The sequence below is a fragment of the Micromonospora palomenae genome (assembly GCF_007829925.1).
GTDB lineage: Bacteria > Actinomycetota > Actinomycetes > Mycobacteriales > Micromonosporaceae > Micromonospora > Micromonospora purpureochromogenes.
In genome coordinates this window covers 2,449,644-2,469,839 of sequence record NZ_VIXA01000001.1, presented here as the reverse complement: position 1 = coordinate 2,469,839, position 20,196 = coordinate 2,449,644, and the positions used below count along the sequence as shown (strand labels likewise).

Below are 20,196 nucleotides of genomic sequence, written 5' to 3'. Positions count from 1 at the left end.
CCAGCATTGCCTCACACGGGCGTCACGGGTCAGTGGCCGACCCGGGCCTCGGTCACCTGGCCCGTGACGCCCAACGCGGTGAGGCTCGCCCAGATCGTGCCCGGGGTGGCGAAGTTCTCCAGGCTCAGCAGGTCGTCGACGAACCGCACCCGGTACGTCGACTCCAGGTCGGAGATCAGCTCCACCGTGGCCATCGAGTCCAGGCCGAAGTCGCGCAGCGGGGTGTCCTCGGTGAGGGTGTCGGTCGGCGACAGGAAGGCCAGGTAACCCCGCAGGATCCCCTCGAACCGTTCGTCCAGCATGGGTCACTCCGAATCTGTCGGAACCGGTGTCGGCGGTGACCTCGATACAAGTACCTGCCCGTGCGGCCGACAACCCCTGTCGCCCCTTACTGTTGGAGCACCGGATGGTAGACGTGGACGGTCCCGCCCTGTCGGCGCGTTTCCTTCGCGGCCTGGCGGCCAACCCCACCGGCACGGCCCTGCGGGTCGGATCCCGCGCCGTGAGCTACGAGGAACTGCACGAGCTGGCGCTGGCCCGGGCCGGGGCCCTGCGCTCCGCCGGGGACCAGCCGCCGGAGGCGGTCGCGGTGCTCACCGGCAAGAGCGTCGAGGCGTACGCGGGAATCCTGGCCGTGCTGTACGCCGGCGCCACGGTCGTACCGTTGCACGCCGGCTTCCCGGTGTCGCGGACCCGGCGGATGCTGGAGGTCTCCGGCGCGACCGCCGTGGTGGCCGACGAGGCCGGCCTGGCCACCCTCGGCGAGCTGGCCGGCGCCGGGCTGGAGCTGCCGGTGCTCGCGCCCGGCCTGGACGCCGACGCGGTGCCCGGCACGACGCGCATCCCGCTGGGCGACCGGCCCCTCGACGCGCCGCTGCCGGTCACCGCGTCGCAGGTGGCCTACGTGCTGTTCACCTCCGGCTCCACCGGCCGGCCGAAGGGCGTGCCGATCACCTACGGCATGACCGACCACTACTTCCGGCTGGTGGACCGGCACTACGACTTCGACACCACGGACGTCTTCTCGCAGACCTTCGACCTGAACTTCGACTGCGCGGCGTTCGACATGTTCTGCGCCTGGGGGGCCGGGGCGGCCGTGCAGCCGGTGCCCGCGCAGGCCTACCGGGACCTGCCCGGCTTCCTCGCCGAGCGCGCGGTGACCGTCTGGTTCTCCGCGCCGAGCGCGATCACCCTGATCCGCCGGCTGGGTGGCCTGCGCCCCGGCGGCATGCCGGGGCTGCGCTGGAGCCTGTTCGCGGGAGAGGCGCTGCGCGCGGCGGACGTGGCCGACTGGCACGCCGCCGCCCACCGGTCCACGGTGGCCAACATCTACGGCCCCACCGAGCTGACCCTCACCATCACCGGCCACCGCTGGTCGCCGGAGACCTCACCGGGCCTTTGCGTCAACGGGCTGGTGCCGATCGGGCACCTGCACGAGGGGCACGACGCCCTGCTGCGGACCCCCGAGGGGGAACTGTCCGACCACGAGGGTGAGCTCTGCGTCACCGGCCCGCAGATGACCCCCGGCTACCTGGACCCCGCCGACGACGAGGGACGGTTCCTCGACCACGACGGACGCCGCTGGTACCGCACCGGCGACCGGGTGCGCCGGCTGGCCAACGGGGAACTCATCTACCTGGGGCGATGGGACGCCCAGGTGCAGGTCAACGGCTGGCGGATCGAGCTGGCCGAGATCGAGCACGCGCTCGCCGGCTGCCCCGGCGTACGGGACGCGGTGGCGGTCACCCGGACCGTCGACGGGCTGGTGGAGATCGTCGTCTACTACACCGGCGAGCCGGTGCCCGCCGCCCAGCTCGCCAAGCAGCTCGCCGAGATCCTGCCGAAGGGGATGCTGCCCCGCCGGTACACCCACCTCGACGAGTTCCCGCTGAACTCCAACCGGAAGATCGACCGCGGCCGGCTGGCCCGGGCGGCGGCGAGCTGATCCACCGGCCCCGATCGGCACCGGTAGGGGCTGGTAGGGGATTCGGAAAGCACCGTCGGAACGTAATTCTGGCCGGGTGGCAGAAGAGGGTACGGAGAACCGGGGAACGCCCACGTCGGTCGCCCGCCTGGCGGGCCTGCCGGGACCGGAGCAGACGCGCGTCCTTGTCGACCTGGTCCGCGCGCAGGCGTCGGCCGTGCTGCGGGAGATCGGCGCCGACGACGTGCCGGACACCGTCGACGCCGGTCGGCCGCTGCGCGAACAGGGCCTCGACTCGCTCGGACTGGTGCAGCTGCAACGACAGCTCACCGCCGCCACCGGCCTGACGCTGCCACCCACCGTCGGCTTCGACCACCCGACCGCGGTCGCCCTCGCCGACCACCTGCGCACCCTGCTGCTGGGCGAGGGCCCGGAGCCCGCCGAGTCGGCCCCGGCCGGCCCGCCGGCCGAGGAGGAGCCGATCGCCGTGGTCGGCATCGGCTGCCGCTACCCGGGCGGGGTGGACTCCCCGGACCGGCTCTGGGCGTTGGTCGCCGACGAGGGCACCGTGGTCACCGGGTTCCCCACCGACCGGGGCTGGGACCTCGACCGGCTCTACCACCCCGACCCGGACCACCCCGGCACCACGTACGTGCGGCACGGCGGCTTCCTCGACGATGCCGCCGGCTTCGACGCCGAGTTCTTCGGCATCAGCCCGCGCGAGGCCAGCGCCATGGAACCGCAGCAGCGGCTGGTGCTGGAGACCGCCTGGGAGGCCCTGGAACGGGCCGGCATCGACCCGCAGACGCTGCGCGGCAGCCGCTCCGGCGTCTTCATCGGCGCCGACCCGCAGGACTACGGCATGCGGCTGCACGAGGCCCCGGACGGCCTCGACGGCTACCTGATGACCGGCAACTCGCCCAGCGTCGTCTCCGGGCGGCTGGCGTACGTGCTGGGCACCGAGGGGCCCACGCTGACCGTCGACACCGCCTGCTCGGGCTCGCTGGTCGCGTTGCACCTGGCCGTCCGCTCGCTGCAACGCGGCGAATGCACCCTGGCACTGACCGGTGCGGCGTCGGTCATGGTCAACCCCGGCGCGTTCACCTCGTTCAGCCGCCAGCGCGGGCTCTCCCCGGACGGCGTCTGCCGCCCGTTCGCCGCCGCCGCCGACGGCACCGCCTGGGCCGAGGGCGTCGGGCTCTTCGTCCTCGAACGACTCTCCGACGCACGCCGCCACGGCCACCCCGTCCTCGGCGTCATCCGGGGCACCGCGATCAACTCCGACGGCGCCAGCAACGGCCTGACCGCCCCGAACGGCCGGGCCCAGCAGCGGGTCATCCGGCAGGCGCTGGCCGACGCCGGGCTCACCCCCGCCGAGGTGGACACGGTGGAGGCGCACGGCACCGCCACCACCCTCGGCGACCCGATCGAGGCACAGGCGCTGATCGCCACGTACGGGCGGGCGCACCGGGCCGACGCCCCGCTCTGGCTCGGCTCGATCAAGTCCAACCTCGGCCACGCCCAGGCCGCCGCCGGGGCCGCCGGGCTGATCAAGGTGCTGATGGCGATGCGGCACGGCACCCTGCCCCGCACTCTCGGCGTGGACGCACCGACCCCGCACGTCGACTGGTCCGCCGGCACCGTGCGACTGCTCACCGAGGCCCGGCCCTGGCCCGCCGACGGCGCCCCGCGCCGCGCCGGTATCTCCTCCTTCGGGGTCAGCGGCACCAACGCGCACGTCATCGTCGAGGAGCCGCCGCCGGCCGAGCCGGCACCGGCGCCGCACCCGGGGCCGCCCGTCGCCGCCGCGCTGCGCCCGGTCGTCGTCTCGGCCCGGACCGCGCCGGCGCTGCCCGCCCAGGCCGCCCGGCTGCTCGACGCCACCGACCCCGCCGGCACGCCGCCGGACCTGGTCGACCTGGGCTGGTCGCTGGCCACCGGCCGCGCGGCCCTCACCCACCGCGCGGTGCTGCTGGCCCGCGACACCGACGAGGTACGCGCCGGACTGCGCGCCCTCGCCGCCGGTGACCCGGCCCCCGGGCTGATCCGGGGCACCGCCACCGGCGGCCGGCTGGCCCTGCTCTTCACCGGCCAGGGCAGCCAGCGCCTCGGCACCGGCCGCCGGCTGCACGCCGCGTACCCGGTCTTCGCCGACGCGCTGGAGGAGGCGATCGGCCACCTCGACCTGCAACTGGACCACTCGCTGTGGGACGTGCTCTTCGCCGCCGAGGGCACCGACGAGGCGGCGCTGCTCGACCGGACCGGGTACGCCCAGCCGGCGCTCTTCGCCGTCGAGACCGCGCTCTACCGACTCGTCGAGTCGTGGGGCCTGCGGCCGGACTTCGTCGCCGGGCACTCCATCGGCGAACTGGCCGCCGCCCACGCGGCCGGGGTCTTCTCGCTGCCCGACGCCGCCATGCTGGTCGCCGCCCGGGGCCGGCTCATGCAGGAGCTGGAGTCGGCCGGCGCGATGGTCGCGGTGGCCGCCGCCGAGGACGAGGTCCGCGAGCTGCTGGTCGACGGGGTCGACCTCGCCGCCGTCAACGGCCCGGCCGCCGTGGTGATCTCCGGCGTCGAGGACGAGACACTGCGGATCGCCGCCGAACTCGCCGGCCGTGGCCGGCGCACCAAGCGGCTGCGGGTCAGCCACGCCTTCCACTCGCCGCTGATGGAGCCGATGCTCGACGAGTTCCGCCGGGTCGCCGAGCTGGTCGCGTACGAGCAGCCGCGCATCCCGGTGGTCTCCAACGTCACCGGTGCGCTCGCCGGCGCCGACCTGTGCACCCCCGACTACTGGGTACGGCACGTGCGGCAGCCGGTCCGGTTCGCCGACGGGATCGCCTTCCTCGACTCCGCCGGCGTCGACACGTACCTCGAACTCGGGCCCGACCCGGTGCTCACCGCGATGGCGCAGGAGTGCGTCGCCCCCGACGGTGACCGCGCGTTCGTCGCCGCCCTGCGCCGCGACCACGACGAGGAGCGGGAGGTGCTGGCCGCGGTCGCGGCGGCGCACGTCCGGGGCGCCGACGTCGACTGGTCGGCCTGCTACGCGGGCAGCGACGCCCGCCGCGTCGAGCTGCCCACCTACGCCTTCCAGCACCGGCACTACTGGCTGACCTCGCCGCCCGCCACCGGCGACGCGTCCGGGATCGGGCAGCTCGCCGCCGACCACCCGCTGCTCGGCGCGCTGCTGCACCTGGCCAGCGAGGACGGCACGGTGCTCACCGGCCGGCTGTCCCGCCGCTCCCACCCGTGGCTCGCCGACCACGTCATCGGCGGGGTCAACCTGGTGCCCGGCACCGCGCTGGTCGAACTGGCCGCGTACGCCGGCGACCAGGTCGGCTGCGCCCTGGTCGAGGAGCTGACCCTGGAGGCGCCGCTGGTCCTGCCGGACGACACCGGGGTCGCGCTCCAGGTCGTCGTCACCCCGCCCGACACCGACGGGCGGCGCACGGTCGAGTTCCACTCCCGCCGCGAGGACGCCCCGCCCGGCGGCGAGTGGACCCGGCACGCCAGCGGGGTGCTCGCCCCGACCGGCGCCGCCCCGACCCGCGACGACGACCTGACCCGGTGGCCACCGCGCGACGCCGAGGCCGTCGACGTCACCGACTTCTACCCGGGCCTGGCCGAGCAGGGCTACGGCTACGGGCCGACCTTCCACGGCCTGCGCGCGGTCTGGCGGCGCGCCGGCGAGGTCTTCGCCGAGGTGGCGCTGCCCGAGTCCACCACCGACGGCGGCGCGTACGGGCTGCACCCGGCGCTGCTCGACGCCGCGCTGCACGCGCTGGACCTGGCGCTGCCGCAGCCCGCCAGCGGGGTCACCCTGCCGTTCACCTGGTACGACCTCACCCTGCACGCCTCCGGCGCCACCGCCGTGCGGGTGCGGCTCACCGCGACCGGGCCGGACACCGTCCGGGTCGCGCTGGCCGACGGCTCCGGCGCTCCGGTCGCCACCGTCGGCTCGCTGCTGGTGCGCACCGTCGACGCCGAACAGCTCGGCGCCGGCACCGGCGGCGGAGACCTGCTCCGCGTCGAGTGGACCGAGCAGCCGCTGCCCGCATCGGCCGAGGCGTCCGTCGCCGTCGTCGGCCCGGACCCGTTCGGCCTGGCCGGCGCGCTCGGCGTACCGGCGGTGACCGGTCCGGAGGCCGTCGAGACCACGCCGGACCTGCTGGTCGCGACGTTCGACGCTGGGGACGGCGAGACCCTGGCCGGCGTACGGGCCGCCGCGCACCGGGCGCTGCGGCTGACCCAGGACGTGCTCGCCGACGACCGGCTCGCCGACACCCGGCTGGTCGTGGTGACCCGGCACGCCGTCGCGGCGCTGCCGGGCGACCCGATCGCGCTGACCACCGCGCCGCTGTGGGGCCTGCTGCGCGCGGCCCAGGCCGAGAACCCCGGCCGGCTGCTCCTGCTCGACCTCGACGCCGCCACCCCGGCCACCGCCCTGCCCGGCGCCGCCGTCGCCGGTGAGCCGGAGGTGGCGCTGCGCGAGGGCCGGCTGCTCGCTCCCCGCCTGGTGCCCGCCCGCCGCCCGCGCGCCGCCGCCCCCGCCGCCTGGGACGGCACCGTCCTGGTCACCGGCGGGACCGGTGGACTCGGCGCGGTGCTGGCCCGGCACCTGGTCACCACCCACGGGGTGCGGCACCTGCTGCTGGCCAGCCGGCGCGGACCGGACGCCCCGGGCGCCACCGCGCTGCGGGACGAGCTGACCGCCCTCGGCGCCCAGGTCACCGTCGCCGGCTGCGACGTCGGCGACCGCGACGCCCTCGCCGCGCTGCTCGCCACGGTCCCCGCCGACCAGCCGCTCACCGGCGTCGTGCACGCCGCCGGCATCGTCGACGACGGCACGTTCGACGGCCTCACCCCGCAGCGGCTGGACGCGGTGCTGCGCCCCAAGGCCGACGCCGCCTGGCACCTGCACGAACTGACCCGCGACGCCGACCTGCGCGCCTTCGTGCTCTACTCCTCGGCCGCCGGCTTCCTCGACGGCTCCGGGCAGGCCAACTACGCGGCGGCCAACACCTTCCTCGACGCGCTCGCCGCGCACCGCCGGGCCGCCGGGCTGCCCGCCACCAGCCTCGGCTGGGGGCTCTGGCCCCGGGACATCGGCATGGGCGCCGGGGTGGACGACGTCGCCGCGCACCGGGTGAGTCGCCTCGGGCTGCGGGAACTCAGCGTCGCGCAGAACCTCGCCCTCTTCGACGCCGCGCTCGGCGTGGACGAGGCGTTCCTGGCGCCGCTTCACTTCGACCTGGTGGACCTGCGGCATCGGGCCGCCGAGCTGCCGCCGCTGCTGCGCCGGCTGGTCCGCGCGCCCCGGCGGCCCGCCGCCCGGGCCGCCGCCGGTGCCGTCCCGGTCGAGCTCTCCCTGGCGCGCCAGATCGCCGAGCTGACCGAGGCGGAGCGTACGTCGGTCCTGCTGGACCTGGTCCGTACCCAGGTGGCCGCCGTGCTCGGGCACAGCGGCGCGGACGCCATCGCGCCCCGGCAGGCGTTCAACGAGATCGGCTTCGACTCGCTGGCCGCGGTGGAGCTGCGCAACCGGCTCAACGCGGCCACCGGGCTGCGGCTGACCGCCACCCTCGTCTTCGACTACCCGAACCCGCGCGCGCTGGCCGGGCACCTGGTCGAGAAGCTGCTCGACCTGCGCCCGGCGGCCGAACCGGTGCGGGCCGTGGTGCGCGCCGTCCCCGACGAGCCGATCGCCATCATCGGCATGAGCTGCCGCTACCCGGGCGGGGTCAGCTCGCCGGAGGAACTGTGGCGGCTGGTCGCCGAGGGGGTGGACGCCATCGGCGAGTTCCCCGCCGACCGGGGCTGGGACGTCGACGAGCTGTACGACCCGGAGCCGGGCCGGTCGGGGCGCATCTCGACGAAGGAGGGCGGCTTCCTCTACGACGCCGCCCTGTTCGACCCGGACTTCTTCGGGATCAGCCCCCGCGAGGCCAGCGCCATGGACCCGCAGCAGCGGCTGATGCTGGAGGCGTCCTGGGAGGCGTTCGAGCGGGCCGGCATCGACCCGCACTCGGTGGCCGGCTCGCGTACCGGGGTGTTCGCCGGGGTGATGTACCACGACTGGGCGACCCGGCCCGGCGAGATGCCGGAGGAGGCGCTCGGCTACCTGGGCAACGGCGGCCACACCAGCGTGGTCTCCGGGCGGGTCGCGTACGTGCTCGGGCTGGAGGGGCCGGCGGTGACCGTGGACACCGCCTGCTCGTCGTCGCTGGTGGCCCTGCACTGGGCGATCCAGGCGCTGCGCACCGGGGAGTGCGAGCTGGCCCTGGCCGGCGGCGTCACCGTCATGTCCACCCCGGACACGTTCATCGACATGAACCGGCAGGGTGGTCTCTCCTCCGACGGGCGGTGCCGGTCGTTCGCCGCGTCGGCCGACGGCACCGGTTGGGGTGAGGGGGTCGGCGTCCTGCTGGTCGAGCGGCTCTCCGACGCCCGCCGCAACCGTCACCCGGTCCTGGCGGTGGTGCGCGGCTCGGCGGTCAACCAGGACGGCGCGTCGAACGGGATGACCGCGCCGAACGGCCCGTCGCAGCAGCGCGTGATCCGGGCCGCGCTCGCGTCGGCGGGTGTCAGCGCCGCCGAGGTCGACGCGGTGGAGGCGCACGGCACGGGTACGACCCTTGGCGACCCGATCGAGGCGCAGGCCCTGCTCGCCACGTACGGCCAGGAGCGCCCGGCGGAGCGCCCGCTCTGGCTCGGCTCGATCAAGTCCAACCTCGGGCACACCCAGGCCGCCGCCGGGGTCGCCGGGATCATCAAGATGGTCCACGCGATCCGCCACCGCGTCCTGCCGCCCACCCTGCACGTGGACGCGCCGTCGCCGCAGGTGGACTGGTCCGCCGGTGCGGTGGAGCTGTTGACCGAGGCGCGCCAGTGGCCGGTGAACGGGCATCCGCGCCGGGCCGGGGTGTCGTCGTTCGGCATCAGCGGCACCAACGCGCACGTCATCATCGAGCAGGCCCCGGACGAACCCCCGGCGGTCCTGGCGTCGGCGCCGGCCGGGCCTGCCGGCGACGCCCCCGGCCCGGCCGGGCCTGCCGGCGACGCCCCCGGCGCAGTCGGGTCCGCCGGCCTCCCGGTGGCGGTGCCGTGGCTCCTCTCCGCCCGGTCCGAGGCGGCGGTGCGGAGCCTGGCGGGTCGGCTGGCGGAGGTCGCCTGGTCGATGGACCCGGCGGACGTGGCACCCGCGGCCCGGACCCTGGCGACCGGTCGGGCGCTCTTCGACCACCGGGCGGTGGCGCTCGGCGCGAGCCCGGCGGAGCTGTCGCCGGCCCTCGCCGCGCTCGCCGACGGCGGGTCCGCGCCGGGGGTGGTGTCCGGGCTGGCCCGGGCCGGTCGGCTGGCGGTGCTGTTCACCGGTCAGGGCGCGCAGCGCCTCGGCATGGGTCGCTCGCTGCACGCGGCCTTCCCGGTCTTCGCCGCTGCCTTCGATGCGGTGGTGGCGGAGTTGGACGAGCATCTGGACCGGCCGTTGCGTGAGGTGATCTGGGGCGATGACGCGGAGTTGATCCGGCGGACGGGTTACGCGCAGGCCGGGTTGTTCGCCGTCGAGGTTGCGCTGTTCCGCTTGGTCGAGTCGTGGGGTGTGCGGCCGGACTTCGTGGCGGGGCATTCGATCGGTGAGTTGGCTGCCGCGCATGTGGCCGGGGTGTTGTCGTTGGCGGATGCGGCGCGTCTGGTGGCGGCGCGGGGTCGGTTGATGCAGGCGTTGCCGGCTGGTGGGGCGATGGTTGCCCTTCAGGCGTCGGAGGAGGAGGTGCGAACGGCGCTGTCGGCACAGGATGCCTCCTTCGCGTCCTATCGACCTGATGACGTCAACGATTCAGCCTCCACTGGCAGCGGCAGCGGGACCGGCGACGGCACGGTCGCAGCCAACAGCGGCGGCCGCGAGCCGGCGGCAGGTGCTGGTGTGGACATCGCTGCCGTCAATGGGCCCCGGTCGGTGGTCGTCTCCGGCCCCGAAGCCGCCGTGCTGCACGTGGCCGAGCACTTCACCAAGCAAGGTCGCAAGACCACCCGGCTGCGGGTCAGTCACGCGTTCCACAGCGGGCTGATGGAGCCGATGCTCGACGAGTTCCGGGCCGTCGCGGCAGAGCTGACCTACGCCGAGCCGCAACTCCCGGTCGTGTCGAACCTGACCGGCGCCCTCGCCACCAGCGAACTGACCGACCCGGACTACTGGGTCCGCCACGTTCGTGAGGCGGTGCGTTTCGCCGACGGCATCACCGCCCTGCACACCGCCGGCGCGACCACGTTCCTGGAACTGGGTCCGGACGCCGCGCTCACCCCGATGATCGGGGGCATCCTCGCCGACGAGGTCACCGTCGTGCCGTCCCTGCGGCGGGGACACGACGAACAGCGGCAGGCCCTGACCGCCCTGGCCAGGCTGCACGTCACCGGCACCGCCGTCGACTGGACCGCCCTGCTGCCGCAGACCACCCGCACGGTCGACCTGCCCACCTACCCGTTCCAGCGGCGGCGCTACTGGCTCAACCCGCTGCCGCCCGCGGGCGACGTCGGCTCGGTCGGGCTCGACCCGATCGGGCACCCGCTGCTCGGCGCCGCCGTACCGGCCGCCGACACCGATCGGGTGGTGCTCACCGGGCGGCTCGCCGTCGACCGGCAGCGCTGGCTGGCCGACCACGAGATCCTCGGTGCGGTGCTGCTGCCCGGCACCGGCTTCGTCGAACTCGCCGTTCGCGCCGGTGACCACGTCGGCTGCGGCCGGGTCGAGGAGCTGACCCACCGGGCACCGATGATCCTGCCCGGCCGGGGTGCGGTGGCCGTACAGGTGGTGGTCGGGTCGCCCGACGACAACGGCGTACGCCAGATCGGGATCCACTCCCGACCCGAGGGCGGGGACGGGGGATGGACCCTGCACGCCACCGGCGCGATCGCGCCGACCGCCGCCCCGGCCACCTGGGACCTCACCCAGTGGCCGCCGCCGGGGGCCACCGCGCTGCCGGTGGAGAGCTTCTACCCGCGGCTGCGCGCCCGCGGCTACGGCTACGGCCCGACGTTCCAGGGCCTGCGGGCCGCCTGGCGGCGCGGCGAGGACGTCTTCGCCGAGGTCGCGCTCCCCGAGGGCGAGGACGCCGAGCGGTACGGCCTGCACCCGGCCCTGCTCGACGCCGCCATGCACGCCGACCAGCTCGGCGAGGACGGCCCGCTGGACGGCGAGACGCTGCTGCCGTTCTCCTGGTCCGGGGTCACCCTGCACGCCGCCGGGGCCCGCGCGCTGCGCGTACACCTGGAACGGCTGCGGGGCGACGAGGAGTGCCGGATCCGGGTGGCCGACCCCGACGGACGCCCCGTCGCCACCGTCGAGTCGCTGCTGGTCCGGCCGGTCTCGGCCGGGCAGCTCGCGCGGGACGACCGCGCCGGCGCGCTGCTGCGCCTGGAGTGGACCCCGGCACCGGTTCCGCCGGCGACCAGCCGGGCCGTCGTGCTCGGCGATCTGCCGGGGACCGGACTGCCCGCGTACCCGGATCTGGCCGCGCTCGGCGCGGCGCTCGACGCGGGGGAGACCGGCACCCCGGACCTGGTCCTGTTCGCCGCACCCACCGCTGGGGGCGACCGGGCCGAGGCGGCCCGTGCCGTCACCCGCGACACGCTGCGGACGGTGCGGTCCTGGTTGGCCGACGGGCGTTTCGACGGGGCACGGCTGACCGTCGTCACCCGGCAGGCCGTCGCCGCCGCGACCGGCGAGGACGTCGAGCTGGCCCAGGCCCCCGTGTGGGGGTTGCTGCGGGCGGCGGCCGGCGAACAGCCGGGCCGGTTCGGGCTGCTCGACACCGACGGCAGCGCCGACTCCGCGCGGCTGCTCGCCGCCGTCGCCGCCGCCGAAACCGAGGCGGCGGTCCGCGCCGGCCGGGTGAGCGTGCCCCGGCTGGCCCGGCTGCGTCCCGCCGACGGCGCGCCCGGCTGGAACCCGGACGGCACCGTACTGGTCACCGGTGGCACCGGCGGGCTCGGCGCGCTGATCGCCCGGCACCTGGTGACCACCCACGGGGTACGCCGGCTCGTGCTCACCAGCCGGCGCGGCCCCGACGCGCCCGGTGCTGCGGCGCTGCGCGACGAGTTGCGCGCGCTCGGCGCGACCGAGGTCACCGTCGCCGCCTGCGACGTCACCGACCGCGCCGCCGTCGCCGCCGTGCTCGCCGCCGTCCCCGCCGAGCACCCGCTCACCGCCGTGGTGCACGCCGCCGGCGTACCCGGCGCCGGCCTGGTCGCCGACCTGGACCCGGACGGGCTCGACCCGGTGCTGGCGCCCAAGGTGGACGGCGCCTGGCACCTGCACGAACTGACCCGGGACCTGCCGCTCGACGCGTTCGTGCTGCTCTCCTCCGCCGGTGGCCTGGTGCTGGCCGCCGGGCAGGGGCACTACGCCGCCGCGAACGTCTTCCTGGACGCCCTCGCCGCCCACCGGGCCGCCGCCGGCCTGCCCGCCACCGCGGTCGCCTTCGGCCTCTGGGACCTCGGCGGCGCCTCGGCCGAGGACGTCGCCCTGGTGCGCCGGCTCGGCCTGCCGGCGCTCGGCGTCGACGACGGCCTCGCGCTGCTGGACGCCGCCGTGGCGACCGGCGAACCGCTGGTCGTGCCGCTGCGCGTCGACCCGGCCGCCGTCCGGGCCCGGGGCGAGGTGCCGACCCTGCTCCGCGGCCTGGTCACCGCCCCCACCCGGCGCGCCGCCGTCGGTACGACCAATGGCGGCGGCACGGCCACCGGGCTGGCCCAACGGCTCGCCGGTGTCACCGAGGCGGAGCGGCACCGCGTCCTGGTCGAACTCGTCCGCGCCCGGGTGGCGGCGGTGCTCGGGCACTCCGGCGTGGAGGCGGTCGCCCCCGACCGGGCGTTCAAGGACCTCGGCTTCGACTCGCTCGCCGCCGTTGAGCTGCGCAACGCCCTCAACGAGGCGACCGGTCTGCGGCTGCCCGCCACCCTGGTCTTCGACCACCCGACCGCCGAGGCCGCCGCGCGTTTCCTCGCCGACCGGCTGGTCGGCGTCGCTCCCGCCGCCGCACCCGCGCTCGCCCCGACCACCCCGGCCGCGCCCGACGACGACCCGATCGCCATCGTCGCGATCCACTGCCGCTACCCCGGCGAGGTGCGCTCCGCCGACGACCTGTGGCGGCTGCTGATCGACGAGCGCGACGCGATCTCCGAGTTCCCGGCAGACCGGGGCTGGGACGTCGACGCGGTCTACGACCCGCAGCCCGGCGCGGCCGGGAAGACGTACGTCAAGACCGGGGGGTTCCTGCACGACGCCGCTGAGTTCGACCCGGAGTTCTTCGGCATCATGCCGCGCGAGGCGCTCGCCATGGATCCGCAGCAGCGGCTGCTGCTCCAGGGCGCCTGGGAGGCGTTCGAGCGGGCCGGTATCGACCCCGCCTCGATGCGGGGCAGCCGCACCGGCGTCTACGTCGGCGTCATGTACACCGAGTACGGCAGCCGGGTGCAGCAGCACGTGCCCGAGGAGATCGCGGCGTACCTCAGCGGCGGCAGCGGCGCCAGCATCGCCTCCGGGCGGGTGGCGTATGCGCTGGGGCTGGAGGGGCCGGCGGTCACCATCGACACGGCCTGCTCCTCGTCGCTGGTCGCGCTGCACATCGCCTGCCAGGCGCTGCGCCAGGGCGAGGTGGAGATGGCGCTGGCCGGCGGCGTGACGGTGCTGCCCACGCCGGACGTCTTCGTCGACTTCAGCCGGCAGCGGGGCCTCGCCCCGGACGGCCGGTGCAAGGCCTACGCGAACGGCGCCGACGGCACCGGTTGGTCCGAGGGGATCGGGCTGCTGCTGGTGGAACGCCTCTCCGACGCCCGGCGCAAGGGTCACCCCGTGCTGGCCGTGGTGCGCGGGTCGGCGATCAACCAGGACGGCGCGTCCAACGGGCTGACCGCCCCGAACGGCCCCTCCCAGCAGCGGGTCATCGAGGCCGCCCTGGCCGCCGCCGCGCTCGCCCCGGCCGAGGTGGATCTGGTCGAGGGGCACGGCACCGGCACCGCCCTCGGCGACCCGATCGAGGCGCAGGCCCTGCTGGCGACGTACGGCCGGGACCGGGACCGGGACCGGCCGCTGTGGCTCGGGTCGGTCAAGTCGAACCTCGGGCACACCCAGGCCGCCGCCGGCGTGGCCGGGGTGATCAAGGCGGTGCAGGCGATGCGGCACGGGCTGATGCCGGCGACGCTGCACGTCGACGCCCCCTCCGACGAGGTGGACTGGTCCTCCGGCGCGGTCGAACTGCTGACCCGGCCGCGGGAGTGGCCGAAGCAGCCCCGCCCCCGCCGGGCGGCGGTCTCCTCGTTCGGGCTCAGCGGCACCAACGCTCACATGATCATCGAGGAGGCGCCGGCGGACCTCGCCGGCCCGGCCCGGCCCGCCGACCCGCCGGCTGGTGACGCCGACACGGCGCCGGTACGGCCGTGGGTGCTGTCCGGGCGTACCGACCGGGCGTTGCGGGCGCAGGCGGAGCGGCTGGCCGCCCACCTCGACGGGCGGGACGACCTGGCCGACCGGGACGTCGCGTGGTCCCTGGCCACCGGCCGGGCCGCCCTGGAGCACCGGGCCGTGGTGCTCGGCGCGGACCGGAACGAGCTGACCGCCCGCCTGACCGCCCTGGCGGCCGGGGAGGTCGCCACCGGCGTGGTCACCGGCGTCGCGCGCTCCGGCGGCCGGTCGGCAGTGGTCTTCACCGGTCAGGGCGCGCAGCGCCTGGGCATGGGTCGCTCGCTGCACGCGGCCTTCCCGGGTTTCGCCGCTGCTTTCGACGCGGTCGTGTCCGAGCTGGACGCGCATCTGGACCGGCCGTTGCGTGAGGTGATCTGGGGTGATGACGAGGAGCTGATCCGGCGGACGGGTTACGCGCAGGCGGGGTTGTTCGCGGTTGAGGTGGCGTTGTTCCGGCTGGTGGAGTCGTGGGGTGTGCGGGCTGATTTCGTGGCCGGGCATTCGATCGGTGAGTTGGCGGCGGCGCATGTGGCCGGGGTGTTGTCGTTGGCGGATGCGGCGCGTCTGGTGGCGGCGCGGGGTCGGTTGATGCAGGCGTTGCCCGAGGGCGGGGCGATGGTGGCGGTGCAGGCGTCGGAGGAGGAGGTGCGGGCGGCGCTGGCGGGGTCGGGTGTGGTGGTCGGGTCCTTTGGAGCTGATGTCGTAAACGACTCAGCCTTCACCGGCAACGGCACCGGCAACGGCACCGGCAACGGCACCGGCACCGGCACCGCCGCGGCCGCGGCGAACGGCGATGGCATCGGCGCGGTCCCGGCGGTCGGCCACGACACCGGCGCGGTTGCGGGGAACGGGTACGGCACCGGCGCGGTCGCGGCCAGCGGCGGTGGCGATGGCACGGTCGCGGCCCACGGCACGGACCTCCTGGCGGCAGGCGCTGGGGTGGACGTCGCCGCCGTGAACGGTCCCCGGTCGGTGGTGATTTCCGGCCCGGAGGCCGCCGTGCTCGCGGTCGCCGAGCACTTCACCAACCTTGGCCGCAAGACCACCCGGCTGCGGGTCAGCCACGCCTTCCACAGCCGACTGATGGACCCGATGCTCGACGACTTCCGGGCCGTCGCGGCGAGCCTCACCTACGCCGAGCCGCAACTCCCGGTGGTCTCGAACCTGACCGGTGCCGTGGCCACCCGCGAGCTGACCGACCCGGACTACTGGGTGCGGCACGTCCGTGAGGCGGTCCGCTTCGCCGACGGCATCAACGCCCTGCACCAGGCGGGAGTCACGACGTTCCTGGAACTCGGCCCGGACGCCGCGCTCACCCCGATGATCGGGGGCGTCGTGACCGACACCGTCGTCGCGCCGGCCCAGCGCCGGGACCGACCCGAGGTGACCCAGCTGCTCGACGCCCTGGCCCGGCTGCACGTCACCGGCACCCCGGCCCGCTGGACGGAGGTCCTCGGCGGCGGCACCCGGGTCGACCTGCCCACGTACCCGTTCGAGCGGCGGCACCTGTGGTTGAACGCCCCGAAGACCCGGGCCGGCGACGCCACCGGGCACGGCCAGCGCGACGCCGACCACCCGCTGCTCAGCGCCGTCATGGTGGCGCCGCAGGGCGGTGGCGTGGTGCTCACCGGCCGGCTCGCCCTCGACACCCACGCCTGGCTGGCCGACCACAACGTGATGGGCATGGGGCTGCTCCCCGGCACCGGCTTCGTCGAGCTGGCACTGCGGGCCGCCGAGGAGGTCGGCTGCGACGTCGTCGAGGAACTGATCATCGAGCAGTTGATGCCGCTGCCCGACCACGGCGGCGCGGCCGTCCAGGTGGTGGTGGGGGAGCCGGACGCCGGCAACCGGCGGAGCATCGCCATCTGGTCCCGGTTCGACGACGCCCCGCCGGAGGTGGGCTGGACCCGGCACGTCACCGGCTGGCTTGCCACCGAGAACGCGCCGCCGGTCACCGCGGAGGAGTTCGGTGTCGGGGTCGGCCAGTGGCCGCCGGCCGACGCCCAGCCGGTCGACATCAGCGGCGTCTACGACTACCTGACCGCGCAGGGCTACCACTTCGGACCCATGTTCCGCGGGCTGCGTGCCGTCTGGCTGCGCGGCCGGGACCTCTTCGTCGAGGTGGCGCTCCCCGACGAGGCCCGGCAGGACGCGGCCGCGTACCGGCTGCACCCGTCGCTGCTCGACGCCGCGCTCAGCGCCACCGACTTCCTCGGCGGACGCAAGCCGCAGGACATCGGCGCCGGCCAGCTGCCGTTCTCCTGGACCGGGGTACGGCTGCACTCCGGCGGCCGCAGCCGCCTGCGGGTACGGATCAACTGGACCAACTCCGACGAGAGCGCCGGCTCCGAGGCGGTCCGCCTGGACCTGGCCGACACCGCCGGCACCCCGGTCGCCACCGTCGAGTCGCTGGTGGTCCGGCCGGTCACCGCGGACCGGCTGGTGGCCGCCGGAGCGGCGATGACCGGCACCCGCCACCTCGACTCGGTGTTCCGGGTCGACTGGCCCCAACTGCCGCTGGGCGAGGCCGCCGAGGCCGTACCCGGGCGGTGGGCGGTGCTCGGCGGCGAGGTCGACCTCGGCCGCGCGGACGTGCCCGCGTACCCGGACCTGGCGGCGCTGGCCGCGGCGGCCGCGACGGACGGCGTACCCGATGTGGTGTTCCTGCCGGTCGAGCCGGCGGACGGCGAGGTGCCCGAGGCGGTCCGCGACGGCCTGGCCGGGGTGCTGGAGACCACCCGGGCCTGGCTCGCCGACGAGCGGTACGCCGCCACCCGGCTGGTGGTGCTGACCTGGTTCGCGGCCGACGACGACAGCGGGCACCTCGACCTGACCGTCGCCCCCGTCTGGGGCCTGCTGCGCGCCGCGCAGGCCGAGAACCCGGACCGGCTGATGCTGGTCGACCTCGACTCCGACGAGGCCAGCCTGCGGATGCTGCCGGCCGTGGTCACGCTGCCCGAGCCGGAGGTCGCCGTGCGCGGCAACCAGGTGAAGGTGCCCCGACTCGCCCCCGTCCCGGTGCCGACCGAGCTGCCCCCGTCGCCCTGGCGGCCCGACGGCACGGTGCTGGTCACCGGCGGCACCACCGGCCTCGGCGCGCTGGTCGCCCGGCACCTGGTCGGCACGCACGGCGTGCGGCACCTGGCGCTGGTCAGCCGGCGCGGCCCGGACACCCCCGGCGCGGCGCAACTGCGCGACGAACTGGCTGCGCTCGGCGCCCAGGTGACCGTCGCCGCCTGCGACGTCACCGACCCGAAGGCCCTGGCGGCGCTGGTCGACGGGCTGCCGCAACCGCTGACCGCCGTGGTGCACGCCGCCGCCGTGCTCGACGACGCGCTGTTCACCTCGCTCACCCCGGACCGGCTCGCCGCGGTGCTGGCGCCCAAGGTCGACGCCGCCTGGGCGTTGCACGAGCTGACCGAGGAGCGGGAGCTGACCGCGTTCGTCCTGTTCTCCTCGGTGGCCGGCCTGCTCGACCCGGCCGGCCAGGGCAACTACGCGGCGGCGAACAGCTTCCTCGACGCGCTGGCCCGGCACCGCCGGTCGATGGGACTGCCCGCCACCTCGCTGGTCTGGAACCTGTGGGGCGAGGGCGCCGGCCTGGCCGGCGGCACCGACCCCGGCGTCACCCGGCGGCTCGCCGCGATGGGCATGCCGGCACTGTCACCGGCCGACGGGCTCGCCCTGTTCGACCAGGCGCTGCGGGTCGACGAGCCGGTGCTGGTGCCGCTGCGCCCCGACCCGACCGGCACCGAGATCCCGGCCAAGCTGCGCGACGTCGCCCGCGCCGCCGGTCGCCGGCCCGCCCCGGCGGCCACCCCGGCCGCCATCGCCGAGGCGCCGGCGGCCCCGGTGGACGAGGGCAGCCTCGTCCCGCGCCTCGCCGCGCTGCCCGAGGAGGGCCGGCAGCGGATGCTGCTGGACCTGGTCCGCGGCCACGTCGCCGCCGTCCGGCACGCCGAACCGGGCGAGATCGACGTCCACCGGGGCTTCACCGAGCTCGGTCTGGACTCGCTGGCCGCGATCGAGCTGCGCAACCGGCTCAGCGCGGCGACCGGGCTGCGGCTCGCCGCCACGCTGATGTTCGACCACCCGACGCCGGCCGAGGTGGCGCGGCTGCTGCGCGAGGAACTGGCCGAGGAGGTGCCGGTCGGGCCGTCCGCCGACGCGCCCGCCGGGCCGGCGGGCGCCGACGGCGAGGACGAGGACGAGGACGACGTACGCCGCCGGCTGGCCACCATCCCGCTGGACGCGCTGCGCGAGGCGGGCCTGCTCGACGCCCTGCTGCGGCTCACCGCGCCGGGCGTCGAACCCCCGCCCAGCGCGGCGCCCGCCGCCGCCGACCGCAGTGAGGAGATCCGGAACATGGCGGTGGACGACCTGGTCCGCGCCGCCCTCGGCGGCGCCGACCCGAACGGAGCGCACCGGTGAGCGGCGTGGACACCGACCAGATCGTCGCGGCGCTGCGGACCTCGCTGCTGGAGAACGACCGGCTCCGGCAGGAGAACGCCCGGCTCACCCAGGCCGCCGACGAACCGATCGCCATCGTGGGGATGGCCTGCCGGCTGCCCGGCGGGGTGGACTCCCCGGAGAGCTACTGGGAGCTGCTGGCCCGGGGCCGGGACGCGGTCACCCCGTTCCCCACCGACCGCGGCTGGGACACCGACGCCCTGTACGACCCGGAGCCCGGCCGCCCCGGCAAGACCGTCACCCGGGAGGGCGCGTTCCTGCACGACGCGGCCGACTTCGACGCCGACCTGTTCGGCATCTCCCCCAGGGAGGCCCGGGACATCGACCCGCAGCAGCGGGTGATCCTGGAGACCGCCTGGGAGGCCCTGGAGCACGCGCGGATCGACCCGCTCTCGCTCAAGGAGAGCCGCACCGGCGTGTACTGCGGGGTGATGTACCACGACTACGACGGCGCGGACGGCGGCGGCAGCATCACCAGCGGCCGGATCTCCTACACGCTGGGCATGCAGGGGCCGTCGGTCTCGCTGGACACCGCCTGCTCGTCCTCGCTGGTCGCGCTGAACCTGGCCGGGCACGCGCTGCGCTCCGGGGAGTGCACCCTCGCGCTGGCCGGCGGTATCACCGTGATGTCCACCCCGGAGACGTTCGTCTACTTCAGCTCCCAGCGCGGGCTCGCCCCGGACGGCCGGTGCAAGTCGTTCGCCGCCGCCGCCGACGGCACCGGCTGGGGGGAGGGCAGCGGCCTGCTGGTCCTGGAACGGCTCTCCGACGCCCGCCGCAACGGCCGGCGGATCCTCGCCGTGATCCGGGGCGCGGCGGTGAACTCCGACGGCGCGTCCAGCGGCATCACCGTGCCCAACGGGCCGGCCCAGCAGCGGGTCATCCGCCAGGCCCTCGACAGCGCCGGGCTGCGGCCGGCCGACGTGGACGCGGTGGAGGCGCACGGCACCGGCACCCGGCTCGGCGACCCGATCGAGGCCCAGGCGCTGCTGGCCACGTACGGGCGGGACCGGGTGGGGGAGCCGCTCTGGCTGGGGTCGGTCAAGTCCAACCTCGGGCACACCCAGGCCGCCGCCGGGGTCGCCGGGGTGATCAAGATGGTGCTCGCCATGCGGCACGGGCTGCTCCCCGCCACGCTGCACGTCGACGCGCCCACCCCGCAGGTCGACTGGTCGGCCGGGCGGGTGGAGCTGCTGACCGAGGCCCGGCCCTGGCCGGAGACCGGCCGGCCGCGCCGGGCCGCCGTGTCCTCCTTCGGCATCAGCGGCACCAACGCACACGTGATCCTCGAAGAGGCGCCGGCCGAGGGCGGGGACGCCCCCGCGCCGGCGCCGGGCTG

Annotated in this window: 3 protein-coding genes and 1 pseudogene; 3 read left to right on the top strand and 1 reads right to left on the bottom strand. The window is 75.9% G+C overall.

The window, feature by feature from the left end:
* Positions 1-29: 29 nt before the first annotated feature.
* Positions 30-302 (bottom strand): acyl carrier protein, encoded by a 273-nt coding sequence (locus tag FHX75_RS10920; RefSeq protein ID WP_154938605.1) that lies wholly within the window; start codon positions 300-302, stop codon positions 30-32.
* 104 nt (positions 303-406) lie between these two features.
* Between FHX75_RS10920 and FHX75_RS10915 the strand changes: the two genes are divergently transcribed.
* The 3 genes and pseudogenes from FHX75_RS10915 to FHX75_RS10905 form a co-directional block, all read left to right on the top strand.
* Entirely contained in the window at positions 407-1,945 is a 1,539-nt protein-coding gene (locus tag FHX75_RS10915; RefSeq protein WP_154938603.1) for an AMP-binding protein, read from the top strand.
* Positions 1,946-2,021: 76 nt separating this feature from the next.
* Complete coding sequence (locus FHX75_RS10910) at positions 2,022-18,818, top strand: type I polyketide synthase (protein WP_154938601.1); 16,797 nt, start codon at positions 2,022-2,024, stop codon at positions 18,816-18,818.
* Positions 18,815-20,191 (top strand): annotated as a pseudogene (locus FHX75_RS10905) (type I polyketide synthase); the annotation flags it as partial. The gene FHX75_RS10910 and the pseudogene FHX75_RS10905, both read left to right, overlap by 4 nt.
* Positions 20,192-20,196: the final 5 nt, after the last annotated feature.